The sequence below is a fragment of the Acidobacteriota bacterium genome (genome assembly GCA_035529075.1).
Taxonomy (GTDB): Bacteria; Zixibacteria; MSB-5A5; order GN15; family FEB-12; genus DATKXK01.
On record DATKXK010000014.1, the window covers coordinates 371,231 to 390,257 of the forward strand.

General features: G+C 59.2%; 16 protein-coding genes and 1 tRNA gene. 14 read left to right on the plus strand and 3 right to left on the minus strand.

All coding sequences use genetic code 11. The features are described 5' to 3' along the window. The first annotated feature begins 24 nt into the window (after positions 1 to 24). The 14 genes from VMY05_09130 to VMY05_09195 all read left to right on the plus strand — a co-directional run bounded on the left by VMY05_09130 (position 25) and on the right by VMY05_09195 (position 17,267). Positions 25 to 1,038, plus strand: a complete 1,014-nt coding sequence (locus VMY05_09130) for a VWA domain-containing protein (protein HUV31235.1) — start codon at positions 25 to 27, stop codon at positions 1,036 to 1,038. After that, positions 1,022 to 1,741 carry a tetratricopeptide repeat protein gene (locus tag VMY05_09135; GenBank protein HUV31236.1) on the plus strand — a complete coding sequence of 240 codons (720 nt, stop codon included), beginning with the start codon at positions 1,022 to 1,024 and terminating at the stop codon, positions 1,739 to 1,741. The genes VMY05_09130 and VMY05_09135 overlap by 17 nt, the downstream gene beginning before the upstream one ends. 3 nt (positions 1,742 to 1,744) lie before the next feature. Continuing rightward, a complete protein-coding gene (locus VMY05_09140) occupies positions 1,745 to 3,559 on the plus strand; it encodes a BatD family protein (protein HUV31237.1) in 1,815 nt (604 codons plus the stop codon). Beyond that, positions 3,552 to 4,313 (plus strand): tetratricopeptide repeat protein, encoded by a 762-nt coding sequence (locus tag VMY05_09145; protein ID HUV31238.1) that lies wholly within the window; start codon positions 3,552 to 3,554, stop codon positions 4,311 to 4,313. Before VMY05_09140 ends, VMY05_09145 begins: the two co-directional genes overlap by 8 nt. A gap of 93 nt (positions 4,314 to 4,406) precedes the next feature. Further along, positions 4,407 to 5,450, plus strand: coding sequence for a lysylphosphatidylglycerol synthase transmembrane domain-containing protein (locus VMY05_09150; GenBank protein HUV31239.1), 1,044 nt, complete (start codon positions 4,407 to 4,409; stop codon positions 5,448 to 5,450). After that, positions 5,447 to 6,415 (plus strand): magnesium/cobalt transporter CorA, encoded by a 969-nt coding sequence (gene corA, locus VMY05_09155; protein ID HUV31240.1) that lies wholly within the window; start codon positions 5,447 to 5,449, stop codon positions 6,413 to 6,415. The genes VMY05_09150 and corA overlap by 4 nt, the downstream gene beginning before the upstream one ends. A gap of 149 nt (positions 6,416 to 6,564) precedes the next feature. Next, positions 6,565 to 7,173 carry a TetR/AcrR family transcriptional regulator gene (locus VMY05_09160; GenBank protein ID HUV31241.1) on the plus strand — a complete coding sequence of 203 codons (609 nt, stop codon included), beginning with the start codon at positions 6,565 to 6,567 and terminating at the stop codon, positions 7,171 to 7,173. After that, positions 7,173 to 8,543 carry a TolC family protein gene (locus VMY05_09165; GenBank protein HUV31242.1) on the plus strand — a complete coding sequence of 457 codons (1,371 nt, stop codon included), beginning with the start codon at positions 7,173 to 7,175 and terminating at the stop codon, positions 8,541 to 8,543. The genes VMY05_09160 and VMY05_09165 overlap by 1 nt, the downstream gene beginning before the upstream one ends. Continuing rightward, positions 8,540 to 9,589 carry an efflux RND transporter periplasmic adaptor subunit gene (locus tag VMY05_09170; GenBank protein ID HUV31243.1) on the plus strand — a complete coding sequence of 350 codons (1,050 nt, stop codon included), beginning with the start codon at positions 8,540 to 8,542 and terminating at the stop codon, positions 9,587 to 9,589. Before VMY05_09165 ends, VMY05_09170 begins: the two co-directional genes overlap by 4 nt. Further along, positions 9,586 to 12,732 (plus strand): efflux RND transporter permease subunit, encoded by a 3,147-nt coding sequence (locus tag VMY05_09175; GenBank protein ID HUV31244.1) that lies wholly within the window; start codon positions 9,586 to 9,588, stop codon positions 12,730 to 12,732. Before VMY05_09170 ends, VMY05_09175 begins: the two co-directional genes overlap by 4 nt. Before the next feature lie 11 nt (positions 12,733 to 12,743). Beyond that, on the plus strand, positions 12,744 to 14,369 hold the full coding sequence (gene bshC, locus VMY05_09180; protein ID HUV31245.1) for a bacillithiol biosynthesis cysteine-adding enzyme BshC: 1,626 nt from the start codon (positions 12,744 to 12,746) through the stop codon (positions 14,367 to 14,369). Continuing rightward, the gene (gene bshA / locus VMY05_09185) at positions 14,370 to 15,500 is read left to right on the plus strand and encodes an N-acetyl-alpha-D-glucosaminyl L-malate synthase BshA (GenBank protein ID HUV31246.1); all 1,131 of its coding nucleotides are present in this window, start codon (positions 14,370 to 14,372) and stop codon (positions 15,498 to 15,500) included. It begins immediately after the preceding gene. Next, entirely contained in the window at positions 15,493 to 16,266 is a 774-nt protein-coding gene (bshB1, locus tag VMY05_09190) for a bacillithiol biosynthesis deacetylase BshB1 (protein HUV31247.1), read from the plus strand. The genes bshA and bshB1 overlap by 8 nt, the downstream gene beginning before the upstream one ends. Positions 16,267 to 16,337: 71 nt before the next feature. After that, positions 16,338 to 17,267: a cation diffusion facilitator family transporter gene (locus VMY05_09195; protein ID HUV31248.1), complete on the plus strand. Its 930-nt coding sequence runs from the start codon at positions 16,338 to 16,340 to the stop codon at positions 17,265 to 17,267. A gap of 149 nt (positions 17,268 to 17,416) precedes the next feature. On the opposite strand, the gene VMY05_09200 is transcribed toward VMY05_09195, so the two are convergent. The 3 genes from VMY05_09200 to VMY05_09210 all read right to left on the minus strand — a co-directional run bounded on the left by VMY05_09200 (position 17,417) and on the right by VMY05_09210 (position 18,957). After that, positions 17,417 to 18,310 carry a hypothetical protein gene (locus VMY05_09200; GenBank protein HUV31249.1) on the minus strand — a complete coding sequence of 298 codons (894 nt, stop codon included), beginning with the start codon at positions 18,308 to 18,310 and terminating at the stop codon, positions 17,417 to 17,419. A 171-nt stretch (positions 18,311 to 18,481) separates the two neighbouring features. Then, the gene (locus tag VMY05_09205; GenBank protein HUV31250.1) at positions 18,482 to 18,778 is read right to left on the minus strand and encodes a GYD domain-containing protein; all 297 of its coding nucleotides are present in this window, start codon (positions 18,776 to 18,778) and stop codon (positions 18,482 to 18,484) included. 82 nt (positions 18,779 to 18,860) lie between these two features. Further along, positions 18,861 to 18,957: transfer RNA gene (locus VMY05_09210), tRNA-Sec, on the minus strand. Positions 18,958 to 19,027 lie beyond the last annotated feature (70 nt).

The following is a 19,027-nucleotide window of genomic DNA, read 5'->3' on the forward strand; positions in this document are numbered from 1 at the left end:
GACAAGATGCGATTCGCGGAACCGATGAGCTTACTGATCCTGATCGGCATTGCGGCCGTGGGTGTGTTTCTCTTCTGGGCGGTGGCGCGCAAGAAACACCTCCTGGCGCTGTTCGGCGATTTGCCCCTGCTGGTCAAGAATGCCCCGTATATTTCCTTTGCCAGGCAACGCACCAAGGCCGTGTTGCTGGTCCTGTCCCTTGCCTTCGTCGTCATGGCCCTGGCCCGGTTGCAGTTCGGCACTCACCTGGAGTTGCTGCAGCGCGAGGGCCTGGACATTATCGTGGCCCTTGACGTATCCAACTCGATGCTTGTCCGCGATATGAAACCCAGCCGGCTGGAGAAGGCCAGGCAGGAAATCCGCAGCGTCATTGACCGCCTGCAGGGGGACCGGATCGGCCTCGTGGCCTTCGCCGGTGAGGCCTTTGTCCAGTGCCCGCTGACGCTCGATTATTCGGTGGCCCGGATGCTGCTTGAAGCCATGGACAACAATTCGGTGTCGGTCCAGGGGACCTCGCTCTCTGACGCCATCCGGGTCTCTTCTGAGTCGTTCAGCCAGAAGGAAAAGAAACACAAAGTGCTGATGCTGTTGACCGACGGCGAGGACCACCAGGGCAGGGTAGAGGAAGCAGCCAAAGAAGCGCGCAAGGACGGGGTCAAGATCTACACCGTCGGGATCGGCAGCCCGGTAGGGGAACCGATTCCGATTCTTGATCGTAAAGGTAATCAGGTAGGGTTCAAGAAGGATGAATCCGGCGAAGTGATCGTCTCGCGGCTGGACGAGGCCACGCTGCAACAGGTGTCGCTGGCCACCGGCGGCAAGTACTACCATGCCACTGCCGGAGAAATGGAACTGGACAGGATATTTACCGAGATTTCCAAGCTGGAGAAAAAGGAGCTTGAAGGCACGCTGGTAACGCGCTATGATGATCGCTACCAGTGGCCACTTCTGATCGCCATGCTGTTGCTGGCGGGAGAGTTTTTCCTGCCCGAGAGGAAAAGGCCGCCGAGGAGTTCACAACATGTATCGTCTGTATAGCGCTGTAACCATCGTGCTGGTGCTCTGCGTGCCCCCGGCCACTCATGCCGGGGACTACATTGATGCCGTCACGCTTGGCAATGAGGCGTACCGCCAGAAGGACTACGGGAAGGCGCTGGAGCAGTACCGTATAGCGGAGACCGAGATCCCGGAGTCGGCGGAGCTTGACTACAACCTCGGCGGCGCGCTGTATCAGCAGGGGAAGTACGAGGAGGCCGTCGAGAAATTTTCGCGCGCCCTGAACAGCACCGACCTGAACGTCGAAGCGGCCGGACAATATAACCTCGGCAATACGTACTTCCGCACGCAGGATTACCAGAATGCCATCCAGAGTTACCAGAAAGCGCTTGAAATTCGCCCCGACGACGTCGATGCCAAGTTCAATCTCGAACTTGCCCGCAAGATGCTCAAAGAGCAGATGAAACCGCAGGAGCAGGAACAACAGCAGCAACAGCAGCAGCAACAGCAGGAGCAGCAACAGCAGGACGAACAACAGCAGGACGAACAGCAGCAGGATCAGCAGAACGAACAGCAACAGCAGGAACAACAGCAACAACAGCAGGAGCAGCAACAGGATCAGCAGGAGATGTCACGCGAGGATGCTGAACGTATTCTCAATGCGCTGCGTGACGATGAGCAGGAGATTCAAAAACAGATTCGTCGGCACCGCGCAGCCGGCGAGTACGCCGGCAAGGACTGGTAAGCAATGAATCGTGTCGTCAGCGGATTGTGCGTAACCGTCGCGCTTTTCCTGTGCCTGGCGGCAACGCCGTCACCTGTCTGCGGACAGGATGAAATTCAGGTCGTGGTCTCAATCGACAGGGACACGATCGGTCTGGATGAGCAGGCCATCATCCAGGTGGAGGTGATCGGTGAGAGCCAGAACCTCCCGAACCCCAAGCTGCCAACTCTGCCCATGTTCGAGGTATACTCGCAGGGCCGTTCCAGCAACATCAGTATCGTCAACGGCAAGGTGAGCGCCTCGGTTACCTACCGCTACATGCTCCTTCCGCTGGAGGCCGGGACGTTCCCTATCAGCGGGATCGCGGTGGTTCAGAACAACAAGCGCTACGAGGGGGGCACCTTGGAGATTACCGTCCTGAAGACAGGAACGGGTACCGCGCCGGAACTTGAAGACCGCGCCGTGGACGCCACGGGACAGCGGCGTGATTACTTTATGGAAGCCATAGCGGACAACGAGCGGCCGTTCGTCAACGAGCAGGTGACATTGACCCTCAAGATTTACTTTGCAGTCCAGACGTACGGGTCACCGGAACTGACTGAGCCGACGACGACCGGCTTCTGGACCGAAGTACTCGGCAACGAAGCACCGTACTACCAGAAGATCAGCGGGCGCACGTACAAGGTGATCGAACGGAAATACGCGCTCTTCCCGACCCAGACCGGGAAGCTGACGATCGGCCGGGCTATGATCGGTGCCACCGTGGCCGCTCAGTCGCGCCAGCGTGACCCTTTCAGTGTATTCGGAATGTTCGGCCGGGGTGAAGAGATCACCATGCGGTCGCTGCCGATCCAGGTCGATGTTCGCCCGCTGCCGACCAAGAGTCGGCCGAAGGACTTTACGGGCACGATCGGCCAGTTCACTATCTCGGCGTCGGTTAACAGAACGGAGGTGGAGGTCAACCAGCCGGTCACGGTTGTCTTTTCGATAAACGGCGTGGGCAACATTAAGTCGGTGGCCGAACCGTTGCTGCCTGACCTCGAGGATTTCCGCGTCTATCGGGCGTCGACCCGCGAAAACGTGTCCAAACAGAATGACCGCATGGGCGGCACCAAGGTCTTCGAAGAAGTTTTTATCCCCAACAAGCCCGGGACGCTTACAATTCCGGCGGTGAGCTTCAATTACTTCGACCCGCAACGGGAGCGGTACCAGACAGTCAGGACGAGACCCATCACGCTCCGGGTGCTCAAGCCGGAGGGGTACGTCCAGGGTGCCGACGTTCCCTACGTCTCGCCGGACATGACCGTCGGCTCGCGGGCGAGCGACATCCGATACATCAAGAGTGATATCGGCAAGCTGACTCCCGCCGGTCGTTTAATCGCCTTCACTCCACTGTACATGGTCGTTAATGCTCTGCCGGTGATGATCCTGGCCGGCACGGTGTTGCTGCGACGCCGGCGTAAACGACTGGCCGCCGACGTCGGTTATGCCCGCTCACGGGCGGCTTCGCGGCTGGCCCGCAAACGGCTGGCCAAAGCCAAAACGATGGCTGCCGTGGATACGGCCGGTGAGTTCTATGCCGAACTGTCGCTGGCCCTCATGTCGTACGTGGCTGACAAGCTGAATCTCTCCCCATACGGTCTGACCGCTCAGCGCCTGTCCGAACTTCTGGAAGAACAGTCGGCGGATCAACAGCTCGTTCAGGACATCGTTCGCTTCCTTGAGGAATGCGATTTTGCCCGGTTTGCCCCGGCGGCCACCTCGCAGGAAAAGATCGATCACGCCCTGCGACGGGCGGAGGACGTAATTGTACGGATTGAAGGGGTGAGCTTTGAATAAAGCGGCCGCGTACCTTATAACGACCCTGGCCCTGGTTCTGGGTCAGGTCGCCTCGACCGCCGCTTCGCCGGACGAAGATTTCCGCGAAGCCAACCAGCTCTTTGAGACCAGGGAGTACGAACGCGCGATAACCCTTTACACGAGCATCGTGCAGCAGGGTCTGGAGTCACCGGCGTTGTATTTCAATCTCGGGAACGCCTACTTCAGGAACGGAGATCTGGGGCACGCTGTCCTTTACTACCTGAGGGCAAAGCGGCTTTCGCCCGGGGACGATGACATCGCCGCCAACCTGCAATTCGCCAGGAGCTTCACGCGCGTTCAGATGGAGGGAGTCAGACTGAACCCGGTTCAGAGCCTGCTCGAGTCGATCCTCGAACCGTATCGACTCAACAGCCTGGCCTGGGCATCTTCACTGGTGTTCATCCTGGTCCTTTCACTGCTGACCGTGCGTTACGGCCTCGGCGTGTACAGCCGGGCTTTACGCTCCGCCGTGATCGCGCTGTTTTGCCTCCTGGTTGTCTTCTCTTCCCTGACCACTTTCAAGTATCGCAACGACTACCTGACCCACAGGGCGGTCGTGATCGCCGAGGACTGCTCAGTCCGAACGGGACCGTCGGACCAGTCCGATATCGAGCTTGAAGCCGCTCCGGGACTGGTCGTTGAGATTCTGTCTGAATCCAGCGACTACTTCAACGTTTTGTTTGAGAACAAACGCCGCGGGTGGATTCAGAAAGAACTACTCGCTGTCCTGTAACGACTTAGACCACGCCGCCATCCTTTATTTGATTGACACCCTCTTGTAGATGGTCTATCTTGGTTGGCAACGCGATGAAAGATGCGACAACGTATGGTGGGATTCTGGAAGAAAAAGCAGTTCTGGGGTGGCCTGATCGGGCTCGGGCTGCTGACCTTTTGCGTCAAAGACATTCGCGGCTCGGAGTTGCGCACGCTGCTGTCCCAAGTCAACCCTGGCTTTCTGGCAGCGGGACTGGTCATGTCTTTCTTCTTCCTCGTCCTGCGAGGTTTGCGGTGGAAACTGCTGGTCGGACAGCAAAACTCCATTACGAACCTGCGGGCCGTGACCCTGTATGCCGCCGGGCAGGTGCTCAACTCTGTGATGCCGGTCCTGACCGGACAGGTGGGCCGCCTGATCCTGTTTGCCCGGAAGGAGGGACTGCGCAAAACGTTCGTGTTCTCCACCATGGTCCTGGAGATACTCTTTGACTCCCTCAGCCTGATAATTTTCGTCTTTTTCACTTCCCTGGTATTCCCGTTCCCCGACCAATACCGCTTTATCGGCTACATCGTCATCGTGTTGACGGCGGTCGTGATCCTGGGACTTTACGTCATTCTGCACTTCCAGAAGGGTCTGGAGGACTATGGTCGCAGGCGGCTGCGCGAGCGCTGGCCGGGTGCCCATATCACGGTCAAGAAGTTTATCCGTTCATTCATCAAGGGCATCGAGCTGCTTCGATCTTCCCAGCACCTGGCCGGTAGTCTGGTCTATTCCGTAGCCGCCTGGGTCGCACATCTCCTGGCCATCTACCTGCTCTTCGAGGCCTTCGGCCTGCAGATACGGTTCTCGGGAGCGGCCGCGGTCATGATTATCAACACACTGGTCCTCATGATCCCCATCACCCCGGGCAACGCCGGAACGTTCGAGGTCGCCGTCAGCACCACCATGTCGGCGCTGGCGGTCGGACGCTCCGATGCCGTGCTCTTTGCCCTGGCCCTGCACATCGTGGACATCCTGCCGATGTTCGTTCTCGGCTTTATCTTTCTCCACGTCGAGAAGCTCTCGCTGCGCCAGCTTCGGAGGGAGCACGAACACGAGGTCATTCTCCGTCGCATCTCCGAGGAGGGCACGTTCATCGAGGAGGAAGTGGTGTGATCAGGTCGTTCTACTACCTTCCCGGCGAGGGTGTGCGGGCGCTGGAGGGCATCGCCGATTTCGACAAGCTGAGCGCGACCGAGCAGTCGGTGCTGTGGGTGGACATGAAAAAGCCGACCGATCAGGAATCCTACGTTCTTACGCACGACTTCAAGTTCCACCCGCTGGCCATCGAGGACGTGATTTCCGAGCGATCGCGCACCAAACTCGACGACTACGAGCGATATCTCTTTCTCGTTTTCCCCATCGTGGATTTCGTCGGCCGGGAAGAGGGGCTTAAAATCAGCGAGCTTGACTTCTTCCTGGGCGCCAATACCCTCGTGACGGTGCGCTACGACGATCACCGGATATTCGACTACCTGCACAACCGAGCCGAGCGGGACGAACGATTGATCAGCCGAGGCGCGGATTACCTGTTTCATGCCATTATCGATACCGTGGTGGACAACTACAACGCCACGCTTGACATCTTCGAGTACGAGGTCGACCAGGTGGAGGACGACGTGCTGGGCGAGCACGATGAAGAGACACTCAAGTCGATCTTCACGCTTCGTCGCGATATCGTGCAGCTCAAGCGCATCGTCATGCCACAGAAAGAAGTGGTCAAGCTGATGTCCCGGCTGAACCACCCGCGTATCTCCGAGGGCCTGAGGGTCTATTTCTCGGACATCCATGATCACCTCGCCCGTACCAACGATATGGCCGACACCCACCGTGAAATCCTCAACTCCTCCCTGGAAATCTACTACTCGACGATATCCACCAAGACCAATGAGATCATCAAGGTCCTGACGATCCTGACGGCGGTCTTTATTCCGCCCACGTTTCTGGTTGGTCTCTGGGGAATGAACTTCCGCAACATGCCCGAGCTGGCAATAGAGCACGGGTACTTTATCTCCCTGGTCGCTATCCTCCTGATCATGGTCGGGATGATCCTGTTCTTCCGCAGGAAAAAGTGGATTTGAGAGGTCGGCGCAGGCGTACCTGGAACTTTTCCGCCGGAAATTGTAGAAAAGCCTATTGACAGAACTGCGTGTGGGTGTATATTAGATACCGGTCGGTAGGTATCTAAAGACGCTGCCGGCGAAAAGGTTTCAAGACTGGGGAAAGCGGCATGGCTAAGATCAGGCAAAGTCCCAAGCTGCCGGCGGAAAAGCGCCGGGCGCAGCTTTTGGCCTCGGCTCACAAACTCTTCATGAAGAAGGGGTATCGGAGCACGACGACCGAGGAAATCGCGCGGCACGCCGGACTGACCAAAGGCGCCCTGTACTTCCACTTCAAGAGCAAGGAAGACATCCTGATGGAACTGATGCGTGCCATCACGGCACACAACGAGGAGGTGTTCACGGCCCACCTGAAGCCCGGGATGAGCCCGGGCGAGTTTCTCAACCGGCTGTTCACCGTGCACCTCGGTCACCGCAGACCGCACTACGAGGACATGATCGCGCTGTGGCTGCAGGCGGTGCGTATCCCGCGCGTCAGGCGGCACCTCACCGGGCGCCTTGACCGCCTGGTCAAACTGTTCAGCACCTACGTCGACCCCGCCTGTGCGGGCAGCCGGAAAAGGTGTCGCGATCTGGCCGTGATGATGCTGGCCCTGGTCCACGGGCTGTCCGGGATACGAATGATTTCTCCGTCGCTGGTCGACCCGGACTCGCAGGTCAAACAGCTACAGACACTCCTGGATATGCAGATGAACCGAAAATCACGGAGCAGAGCCTGATGAAAGCAATGCGGCCACGTCGCGTGGCTACCCTAATGCCGATTCTGCTGATAACACTCCTGGCCGCCGGCCGGGGTCAGGCGCGCACCACGCTCACGATCGCCGATGCCCGCCAGCGGGCGCTGGCCTTCAACCGCATGTACCTCTCGGCACAGGAGGGGGTGGTCAAGGCGCAGGGCGACGTGCGCAAGGCTCGGGCCGGCGCCCTGCCCGATGTCAGCTTGAGCGGCCGCTATAACCGGAACCTGAAGCTGGGATCGATGTTCTGGACGAGCACGGACGATCAGGGCATAGAGAAAACGACGGAGATTCGATTCGGCTTTAAGAACAATTTCGGCGCCTCCCTGACCCTCCAGCAGTCCATCTGGCAGGGAGGGAAGGTCTTCACTGCTCTCCGGATTGCCAGGTTGTACGGCAGCTATACCCGGGCGCAGGCCGAACAGACCAGAGCCGATGTGAAGTACCAGGCGGAGGTGCTCTTTTACGGCGCCATTCTCCAGGGCTCGGTTCTGGCGGTGCTTCAGAAGTCGTTTGAAGCCGCCAGCCGCAACCTTGAGGTCGTCGAGAAGTTTTACTCACAGGGGTTGGTGTCCGAATTCGAGTTGCTTCGGGCGCGGGTCGAGAAGTCCAACCTGATGCCGCGGATTCTCCAGTTGGAATCGGAAGTCCGCCTGTCGGACAAGCGGCTGAAGTCTTTCCTGGGTATTGACCTCAATGAGGAAGTGGTCCTCATGGAGGAGCCGGACGACACCTCGCTGGCCGCATTGCTGCCTATGACGTTACTGGTTGACACAGCCCTTGGCCGGCGTCCGGAAATGCGGCAGCTCGATTATCTGACCGATATCTCGAAAAAAGCGATCAGCATAGCACGGGCCGACTACCTGCCGTCGCTGGCGGCCGTCTCTCAATATGACTGGCAATCGCAGTCGGACAAGCTTACCCTCCGGGAGAACATCAGCCGCTCCTGGACGGCCGGGCTGGTGCTGTCGGTTCCTTTATTCAGGGGCGGGCGGGTCGGCGGCGCCGTGGCTCAGGCCAAAGCCGACTATAATCAGACGAGGCTGGCCTCCGCGCAGATGCGCGATGACATCAGGCTGGAGGTCGAGGAGGCATATGATCGCATCAGGCAGGCGAAGAAGGCTCTCGATATCCAGGGCGAAACCATAGCCCAGGCTGAAGAGGGCCTGAAGATAGCTAACCTTCGGTACGAGTCCGGGGTAGGCACGCAACTGGAAGTGCTGTCGGCCCAGGCGGCGTTGACAGAGGCGCGCCGGGTCCGGGCCGAGGCGACCTTCTTCTTCCGGGAGGCCAAGGCCCGGCTGAAGCGGGCTACAACCGTAGACACAGATGAGGTGGATGATTTGCCATGATAGCTGTTCGTCAGTATGTAATCGCCGGGCACCTTTGTCTTGTGTCGCTGCTGAGTGCCTCATGCGGCGGCAATAATAATGATGAAGTCGAGCAAAGCGAGCGCCGGGTGGCCGTTAAAGCACAGATAGTCGACCGCTCCGACCAGGTGCTGGTCAAAACCTTTACCGGGTCTCTTGAAGGCGAGAAGCAGGCCGTCCTCTACGCCAAGCTGGCCGAGGCGGTTGAGGCGGTGAACGTCCGCGAGGGGCAGACTGTCACCGAGGGTCAGGTGCTGCTGGTGCTCGACAAGTACGGTCCGAGTTCCCGGTACAGCAGTGTGCTCTCCGTATACCGTAATTCTGAGAAGAACTTCAGCAAGATGGAATACCTCTTCAAGGAGGGCGCCATCTCCGAGTCGGCATACGACGCCGCCCGGACCGAATATGAAGTCAACAAGGCGGCCTTCGACGCGGTGAGTCGGCTTGTCGAAATCCGGTCACCGATTGCCGGCGTCGCGACCTCGGTGGCTGTTTCGGAGGGCGATCTGGTTCAACTCGGCCAGGTGCTGGCCACCGTGGCCACGGTCGAACGGCTGCGCGTAAAATTCGCCGTCAACGAAGAATACATCGGGCGGTTCCGGATCGGTTCCGAAGTCACGGTGTCATCCGAGGCGGTCGGAGGGAAGCTCGTCGGGCAGGCTACTTCGATTTCCGAGTCAGCCGATCCCGTTACCCGTTCGTTTGAGGTGGAGGTACTGGTTGACAACGCCGAGGGCGTGCTGCGTGTTGGCACGTTTGTGCGGATCGACGTCGTGTTACAGGCACTGGACGGCGTGCTGACGATTCCCCGACCTTCCGTGGTGACCCTGAACAACCAGCCTGTCGTCTATATCGTCCGTGGCGACGTGGCCCGGAAGAAATCTATCTCGCTCGGCCTTGATCTTGGGCCGAGCGTCGTTGTCGATGAGGGGCTGGCGGCGGGTGATACGCTCGTTACTCTCGGGCAGAACTTCCTTACCGACGGCATCAAAGTTAACATCACCGACTGGACTCAGGCTGACAGATGAAGTTATCCGAGATATCGATAAAGCGGCCCGTCTTTGCCACTATGATGATCGGGGCCCTGCTCGTTCTGGGGCTGTTCTCCTATCTGGGTCTTTCACTCGACCTGTTCCCGGATATTGATTTCCCGTTCGCCACCGTCGTGACGATATATCCCGGCGCCTCGGCCGAAACGGTGGAATCCGAGGTGACCAAGAAGATTGAAGACGCGGTGAACGAGGTTTCCGGGATTCGACACATCACGTCCCAGTCCCGGGAAGGTTATTCGCTGGTCATCGTGGAGTTTGAGCTGGAGAAAGAGGGTGCCGAAGCCACCCAGGACGTCCGTGAGAAGGTCTCCGGCATCAGGGCGGATCTGCCGGACGACATCGAGGAACCGGTCGTACAGCAGTATGACCCCGGCGCCCAGCCGATCATGTCACTCGTCGTGGCCGGTGAGAGACCGGCCAGGGAAGTCACCGAGCTGGCCAAGAACGTCGTCAAGCGGCGCCTGGAGACGATCGACGGCGTGGGCAGCGTGCGGCTGATCGGCGGCGAAGAACGCGAGATCCTCGTGGCCCTGGATCCGCACAAGATGGAATCCTACCAAGTCAGCATCGACGAGGTCAGGCGCTCCGTTCTTGCGGCGAACCTTGAAATCCCCGGCGGCCGGGTCGAGGAGGGCTCCCACGAGTACCTTGTCCGAACCATGGGCAGGCTCAACACCGTCCCGGAGTTCAATGACGTCGTCGTCACGAACAACAAGGGAATCCCCGTATACGTTAAGGATATCGCCTCGGTAAAGGACACGGTGCAGGAGCAGCGCTCGTACTCCAGTTACAACGGTGAGTCGGCCGTCTCGGTCAGCGTTGTGAAGCAGTCGGAAGCCAACACGGTCGACGTTGCCGTCAGGGTCAGGGCGGCCGTCGAGCGGCTTCAGCAGGAAATGCCCCCGGACGTCAATATCGTGACGGTCGATGACAACGCGGTCTATATCGAAGATTCCGTGCACGAGATCTTGTTCAACATCGAGTTCGGCACCCTGCTGGCCGTGTTCGTGATCTTCCTCTTCCTGCTGAACATCCGGCCGACCATCATCACGGGTCTCTCCATACCCATCTCCATAATCGCCACCTTCACGATCATGAAGGCGCTTGGCTACACGATGAACATGCTGACGCTGATGGGACTCTCCCTGGCCGTCGGTATCCTCATCGACGATGCCATTGTCGTGATCGAGAACATCTACCGCCATATGAGCGAAGGCCGATCGGCCATGGAGGCCGCTATCAGCGGCACCAAGGAGATCGGGCTGGCCGTGATGGCGACTACCTTCGCCATTGTCGCGGTCTTTGTGCCCATCGCATTTATGAGCGGGATTGTCGGCCGGTTCTTTACGCAGTTCGGCATCACTGTCGCCGTGGCCGTGTCGATCTCCCTTTTCGTGGCTTTCACGCTGACGCCGATGATGTCGTCGCGCATGCTCAACCACAATCCCGGTCCGCCGCTTTCCCAGAGGCAGGGCCCGCTCGCCGCGGTGGCCCGTGGTTTCAACGTGTTCTGGCAGCCCGTCTTCAGGGTGCTGTCTGTCTGGAACGGCTTTTTCGAAGGCCTCAAACCACACTACCGGAGCCTGCTCGTCCGGTCACTTGGGCATCGTTGGCTGGTGGTGGTGATAGCCGTCGGGTCCCTGGCCGGCGCTCTCGGGTTGAGCCGGTTCATCGGCTCTGAGTTCATGTCGGAAACGGACCGTGGCCGGTTCGTGGTCAGCGTCGAGACGCCCCCGGGCACTAACCTCCAGCAGACGATCCGGCGTTGCAGCGAGGCCGAGAAGGCGATCAGGAGCTTTAGCGAGGTGACCGATGTCTATACGACGATAGGAGCCGGCAACGAACCCGTTACCAGTGCCGGCATTGTCGTATTCCTGACCGACAAGGAGGAGCGGGAGCTGTCCGTGTGGGCGATCTCGGATTCCGTAAGATTGCTGACGCGGGAAATCCCGGGCGTAAGCATCGCCGTAGGCAGCGGCGACCACGGCGGGCCGGGCGGCAAACCGGTGGAGTTCTCCATCCGCGGCGCGGACATGGATGAGCTTACCATGCTTACCCACCGGGTACAGGAGGTTTTCTATGCCACTCCCGGGGCGGCCGATATCGACAACACTCTTGAGGAGGGCAAGCCGGAAATCCAGATCGAGGTTGACCGCAAGCTGGCCAATGACCTCGGACTGGGTCTTTATGAGATACCAGCGACCGTCAGGTCTCTGGTTGAGGGTGAGGTTGTCACTCATTTCAAGGAAGGCGACGAGGAGTATGATGTGCGCGTCCGCCTGGACGAACGGTTTCGCGCTTCGGCCGATGATGTCGGCCGGATTCTGATAGCGAGCAACAAGGACGTAGAAGGGAAAAGCACTTTCATGGTTCCGCTGAACCGCGTCGCCGCCATCCGCAAGGGCTCCTCGATTGGCCAGTACAACCGCTATGACCGCCTGCGCGAGGTGCGCGTGGACGCCAACGTTCTCAGCGGATCATTCTCGGGCACGGTGTCAAACGAAATCGCGGCCAGAATCCAGGAGATAATCGACCTGCCGCCCGGCTATCATATCGAGCCCGTCGGCCTGGCCGAGATCATGGCTGAAGCCTTCCAGAACATCTTCCGGGCGCTTGTGCTGGCCGTGATCTTCATATACCTGCTTCTCGCTTCGCTCTACGAGTCCTTTGTCGATCCGTTTTCCATCATGCTGTCCTTGCCATTGGCGCTGATAGGTGCTATTATAGGTCTGGTCGGCTCCTCGTTTTCGATTATGTCCCTGATCGGCATCGTCTTGCTGATGGGCCTGGTGACGAAAAACGCGATTCTGCTGATCGATTTTGTGAAACAGCAGCGAAGGCAGGGCGCTTCCAGAACGGACGCCATCTTGAAAGCCGGCCCGATCAGGTTGCGGCCGATCCTGATGACGACGTTCGCGATGGTTTTCGGCATGCTGCCCCTGGCTCTCGGGATTGGCCCGGGCGCTGAACTGAGGGCCCCCATGGCCAGGGCGGCGATCGGCGGTATCATCTCGTCGACCCTGCTGACTCTGGTGGTGGTGCCGGTCGTCTATACGTTGATTGACGATTTCATGGCGCTCTTTCGCAGGAAAGAGAAGAAAGCAATCCCGACTGCATAAGAGGGAAGTTCTTGACGAGCAGACTGATAGCGCCGGGCAAAACGTTCGGCTACACTGACATGTACCTGGATTTCCTGGCCGGTTCCGATCCGGCCAGGAACTTTTACCAGGCCCCGACTGCCGCCTCGGTCGCGGAAAAACTCGATATGATTGCCTTTGACCGCGAGCTACTGGTCGGCTTCCTTCACCAGCAGAACCAGCGTTACGGGGCTTCTTTGGGGACACATGAGGCCATCGACAAGCTGCGTGATCCCCGCGCCGTGTGCGTCTTTGCCGGACAGCAGGCCGGTCTGCTCGGCGGTCCCATGTACACGTTGATAAAGGCCCTGGCTACCGTCAGGGCGGCGGCGGCCTACACTCAGGAACTTCAGCGTCCCGTCGTCCCGGTTTTCTGGATCGCGGGCGATGACCACGATTTCGAAGAGGCCAATCACGCCTGGGTGCTTGACCGGCAGGGTCAGTTGGTGCAACTGGCCTACCAGTCCGCGCCTGAAGTACAATTGCCGACTGCCGAAATCAGGTTCACCGATGCCGGGGAACTCAATCGTGTAATGGCCGCCCTGCGTGAATGTCTGGGTGAGACGGACTTCACGCCGGGATTGTATCAACTCGTGGCCTCTGCGTACACCCCGGACGATACCTTTGTCACTGCCTTCGGGAAGTTCATGGCCGCGCTGACGAAGGATCTAGGCCTGGTACTTTTCTGTCCCGGTGATCCGGCAGTTAAGCGACACGCCGTGCCCTTTTTCACAGCCATTGTTGAGAAACAGGATGATCTCCGACGGGCCATCACTGAACGCAACCACCTGATAGAGCAGTCCGGCTACCACATCCAGGTGGAGAAAAAGGACAACGCGAGTCATCTCTTCTACAATGAGGGGGGAAGAACACCGGTTCTGCACGCCGGAGATTCATTCGTCGTGGGCGACGGGCGTATGGCTCGCACGGAGCTTCTGGCCCTTATTGAAGAGTACCCGGAGCGGTTCTCGCCCGATGTCATGACGCGGCCGGTCTTTCAATCGTTCCTTCTGCCGACGGTCTCCCAGAAAGGCGGCCCGGCGGAGCTGGCGTACCTTGCACAGATCAACCCGATCTTCGAACTGTTTGATCTCCCGGCCCCATACTACCTCGCCCGGCCGACCGTCACGCTTCTGGAAGCGCGCTACGAACGGCTGATGCGCGAGCATGGTATCACCTTTGAAGAACTGGCGGGCGACGTTGAGCTGGTGGTCAATCGGGTGCTCGCCGGGACCTTCCCGCCGAATCTCCAGGGGCTGCTGGAACAACTTCGCCGTCACGTACAGACTCATTTCGAGGATATGAGTAAGGGTTCTCTGGCCTTCGATCCGGCCCTGGGCAGCTTCGCCCGGCAGACGCTCGGCAAGATCGACTTTGCTCTCAAGGCGTTCGAGGCCAAAGTGTTCTCTTCACACAAGAAGAAGAGCCAGGAAACGCGCGACCGGATCTATCGGCTGTGGCACGCGGCCTATCCCAACCACGGATTCCAGGAGCGGACGCTGAACGTGTCGTATTTCGTGTCTCGATACGGGCTTGACATCGTATCGTTCATGTATGAAAAGATGGATTGTGAAGAAAAGGCACACCAGGTGCTGTACCTGTCGGGATACACGCAGTAGATGGTTATCGGCATCACATGCTACCCCGTAGCGGGCGGCTCCGGCATCGTCGCCACCGAGCTGGGCCAGCAGCTGGCGGCCAGGGGGCACGAGATCCACTTCGTGTCTTACGCCATGCCGTTCCGGCTTGATCGTTACCAGACCAACCTGATGTTTCACGCAGTGGAGACGACCGCGTACCCGCTGTTCAAGTTTCCGCCGTATACGCTGACGCTGGCCTCGAAGATCGCCGACGTCAGCCGCAACTACAATCTCGATATCCTGCATATGCACTACGCGATCCCCCACGCCGCCTGCGCTTACCTGGCCAGGCAGCTGCTTGCAGACAGCGGGTCGTGCCAGCCGAAGATCATAACCACCTTGCACGGCACCGACATCACGCTTGTCGGCTCCGATCCGTCATTCTACGACATCACGCGGTTTTCCATACGCATGTCCGACGGCATTACAGCCGTCTCCGCATACCTTGCCCGGGAGACAGAAGAGGTCTTCAGGATCAACAAGGAGATACGCGTGATTCACAACTTCTTTGACGTCGATAGATTCAAGCCCGGTCAGAATGACGTCCCGAAGTGCGAGTTCGCCGAAGAAGGGGAGTTTCTTATCAGCCATATCTCGAATTTCCGTCCGGTGAAGCGGACGCTTGACGTGGTGGATATTTTTGACCGGATCGCTTCCGAACTGCCCGCCCGTCTTCTGCTGATCGGAGAGGGTCCGGACATCGTTCTGGCGCGCCGGCAGGTAAACCGTCGGGGACTAACTGATCGTGTCATCTTCCTGGGCAATCAGACGAGAGTAGAGGCGATATTGCCGTGCTCTGATTTGTTCCTGATGCCGTCGGAAGAGGAGTCGTTCGGTCTGGCGGCGCTCGAAGCGCTGGCCTGCGGGGTACCGGTCATCGGCTCGGCCGGCACCGGCCTTGTCGAAGTCGTCGATCACGACAAAACCGGCTTTCTCCTGCCCATTGGCGAAACGGCGGCGATGGCCCGGGCCGCCGTGTCGTTGTTGCGGGACGGGCAGAAGCTGTCGATGTTCAAGAAAGCCGCAGCGGAGACCGCGGTGGCGAAATTCAGGGCCGACAAAATTGTGGGCGAGTATGAATCGTATTATCAGGAAGTCTTGAATGGTTAACGCTGTGCACCTTGACGTCCTCGCCGTTGCCGCGCACCCCGACGACGCCGAGATCACCTGCGGCGGTCTTCTCATCAAGATGGCCGGTCGCGGCCGCCTGACCGGTATCCTCGACCTCACTGAGGGCGAGATGGGCACCCATGGTGACGAGAACGACCGTGCTTCCGAGGCCGCCAAAGCTTCGGAGGTGCTCGGCCTGGCCTTCCGGCAGAACGCTTCCATCCCTGATTCGGCCGTAGAATACAACTACGAGAACAAGCTCAAGATCGCGCAGGTCATCCGTGACACCCGCCCCGAACTCGTCTTGCTGCCGCACTGGATGCAGCGTCACCCGGATCACCTGGCCGCCAGCCGGCTCGGCTACGACGCGTGCTTTCTGGCCGGATTGCAGAAGGTGCGACTCGCGGGCGAACCGTTTCGACCGAGGAAGATCATCTACGTATCGTATTTTCGCAACCTGGACTATTCGTTCCTCGTGGATATTTCCGATGAGTTCGAGCGTAAGATCGAAGTGGTGGCGGCTTACGTGTCACAATTCGGATCGTGGCCGGATCCGGCGCAGGCCGTCGGGTCGAGCCAGGGCCGTCGTGACCCGGAGCCGGACACCAGGGATGTCTTTCACCCGGGAGTCAACATCTTCGAATTCATGCACACGCGGGCCAGACAGCTCGGTCAGCTCGCGGGCGTGAGGTACGCCGAAGCGTATACGATCAAAGAGCACATGCTTATCGACGACCCGCAGAAGATGCCGGTCAGGTCGATTTGAGTCACCGGCCCGCGCCGAAGCGCTTATTCGCTGTTGCATCGTAAAGAGTTTTTCACGAGGTTCTACGGATCATGAGTGCAGCCAAGCTTTCATCCGACACGCCTGATAATAACTACCTGCTCGGGGGCATCTCGGCAGGTCTGAGGGTTACCTGGGTCGGGATGGCGGTTAACGTAGCGCTGGTTGTATTCAAGCTGTGGGTCGGATTCGTCAGCAGGAGCCAGGCGCTGATTGCTGACGGTATGCATTCACTCTCTGACCTGTTCAGCGATTTTGTCGTCATCTTCGGGTTGAAATGGGGCCGCAAGCAGGAAGACGAGGATCATCCGTACGGCCATGCTCGTATAGAGACGATTTCAAGCATGGTGGTCGGCCTGCTGCTCATTCTTGTCGGGCTCGGCATCGCTTACCGGGCGATTCAATCCATATACACTCATCAGGCCTCCATCCCCAGCCTCTTTGCGATTTACGCCGCGGCGACCAGCATTGCGCTCAAAGAAGGTCTGTTCTGGTACACCTACATCGTAGGCAAACGGCTCAGGAGCCTGGTGCTCATAGGCAACGCCTGGCATCATCGCTCTGATGCTCTCAGTTCGGTGGCCGTGCTCATCGGCGTGGGAGCCGTGTACGTTAACCCGAACTGGCACCTGGCTGATTCGTATGCCGCGCTGGTGGTGACGTTCTTTGTCGTCAAGATCGGGATCAACCTCGTATGGGGAGCCTTCAGAGAACTGTCAGACACGGCGCCCGGACAGGAAGTGCTTGCCCAGCTTGCTGAGAAGGCCCGACAGATGGAGGGTGTGCGCCAGGTGCACGACATGCGGGCGCGCCATTCCGGAGCCCAGATTTTCGTGGAACTGCATATCGTCGTTGACCCCGGCCTCACGGTCAGAGAAGGACACCAGATAGCCAAAAGCGTCAAGCGTCGGCTGATTGTCGAGTTTCCGGACGTCACCCGCGTGATAATTCACGTCGACCCTGAACCGAAGCGGGGCGAGTAAATATCCTTCAACCGGCAGGCGGACGGGCTGTGACGCATGGCCCGGATCGCCGTTGGCCCGTGTCGTGCCCTCCGGGCGATCACGATTGAAACAAAGGCCCGGTCGATGCATCGACCGGGCCCTGTCTGTATCGGTTCCGACCTGTTCGTTTATCTCGGGACGACAATCAGGTCGTCGGGATCGTACTTCATCCTGATCCTGTCGCCGCGCACTTCGACGATATCGTGCATGTTGCCAAGCCGTGCTTCGGAAATGATCCAGATTTGATCATCCCGGCTGGGGATGGCTCGCAGCCAGCCGTCAAACCGCGTCAGTCCCCGTGGGTGTGCCTTGAAGTACTTGACCAGCCGCCGGAACAGTTTCGGCCAGACGGCCAGCTTTTCCAGTTGTGCCAGGCTGTCGGCCCGGGACCAGCGCCGGGCATAGCTGCGCTCGACCCGGTGCATCTTGAGCCGGCGTTGGCGAGCCCGCCTGCACAGGCCGACCAGTTCGAGACGAAGATCGTACGGCAGGCCCGTATAAAAGGCGGGGTAGACGTGGCCGGCCGCCGCCAGGCGTCCGTTGAGGCTGGTCCTGATTTCCTGCCGCCTCAGGTAGTGATCGGAACCGCTCGGCCGGCGGTGCGAGCCGGCAAAGACAAACGCCACCGGGCGGCCGTAGGGGTCAACGTTCCGCGTCAGAATGTAGCCGTTCAGCGGGTGGGGCTGAGCCGTGCGAACGCGCAGGGGAATCTTCGATGTCGGGGCGTAAGTGACCTGGTTGAATCCCGCCGTCTGAAGCAGAGAATCGCGCGCGCCGGTGGCCGCGACCGGGTGCTGGTGGGCGCCGACGAAATGCAGCTCGAGGGCGTCGATTCCCTCAAAGCGCAACTGGGCAAACCCTCCCTTGTTGTACTTGGCGGTTCGTCCCTGGAGATTGCGCAGGTGTTGGCGCCGGTACGGTTTGAACCACATGGAATCGCCGTCCGGCTCCGACCCCTGCTGGCGCCCGGCGGCATTCCGGTAAAACAGGTGAAACTCACCCTTGATGAGTCGATAACTCATCGCGTACCTCCTTTGTGTGAGAGCAAACTACTGGTAACCCCCAGGGACTGCCAGGAAACGACCACGGCCACCGGTGTCCGGACTGCACATGTGTCGGCAGCTAAGTTCCCCGGCCAAGACTGCAACAGGGTCCCATGTTTAACACTGCGTCAAGCAGCCCCCGGCCGGACTTCAAATTTCCTGCGCCAGTTCCACGATACGCTTGTACGGTATGGCCGTCCAGCTTTCGGCGACCGCCGCCCCGTTGGCGCGGCTGATCATGGACACCTTGGCAGCCGTCTCCTCGTCGGGAGCCTCGTAAATGTCCATGAAATCGTACGTTCCCAACAGGCCGTAATGCGCCAGGAACTTCACCTCCGGACACTTCTCGTGTACCTGGTCGAGCCAGGCGGCACCGATTTTGGCGCGGTCTTTCATCCTCGACGTGACCTCGGGCGCCAGCTTGGTCATCAGCACAAACGTTTTCACGGTCTTACTCCTGTCTCCAGCATGGTTTCATGCGTTATCGCTTGTCTGTATTAGCAGCCGAGTCTGTTCGAGAAACAATTCTTGGCGGAAGGGGTGGGAATCGAACCCACCGGGGACAATGCGATTGCCCCCCGCACGGCTTTGAAGGCCGGGATCGCCACCAGACGACATCCTCTTCCACCCCTATGATAGAATATCCCCAACCGCTTGTAAACATCAAATTGCCGCCAATGAGCAAGTGTACCTGAG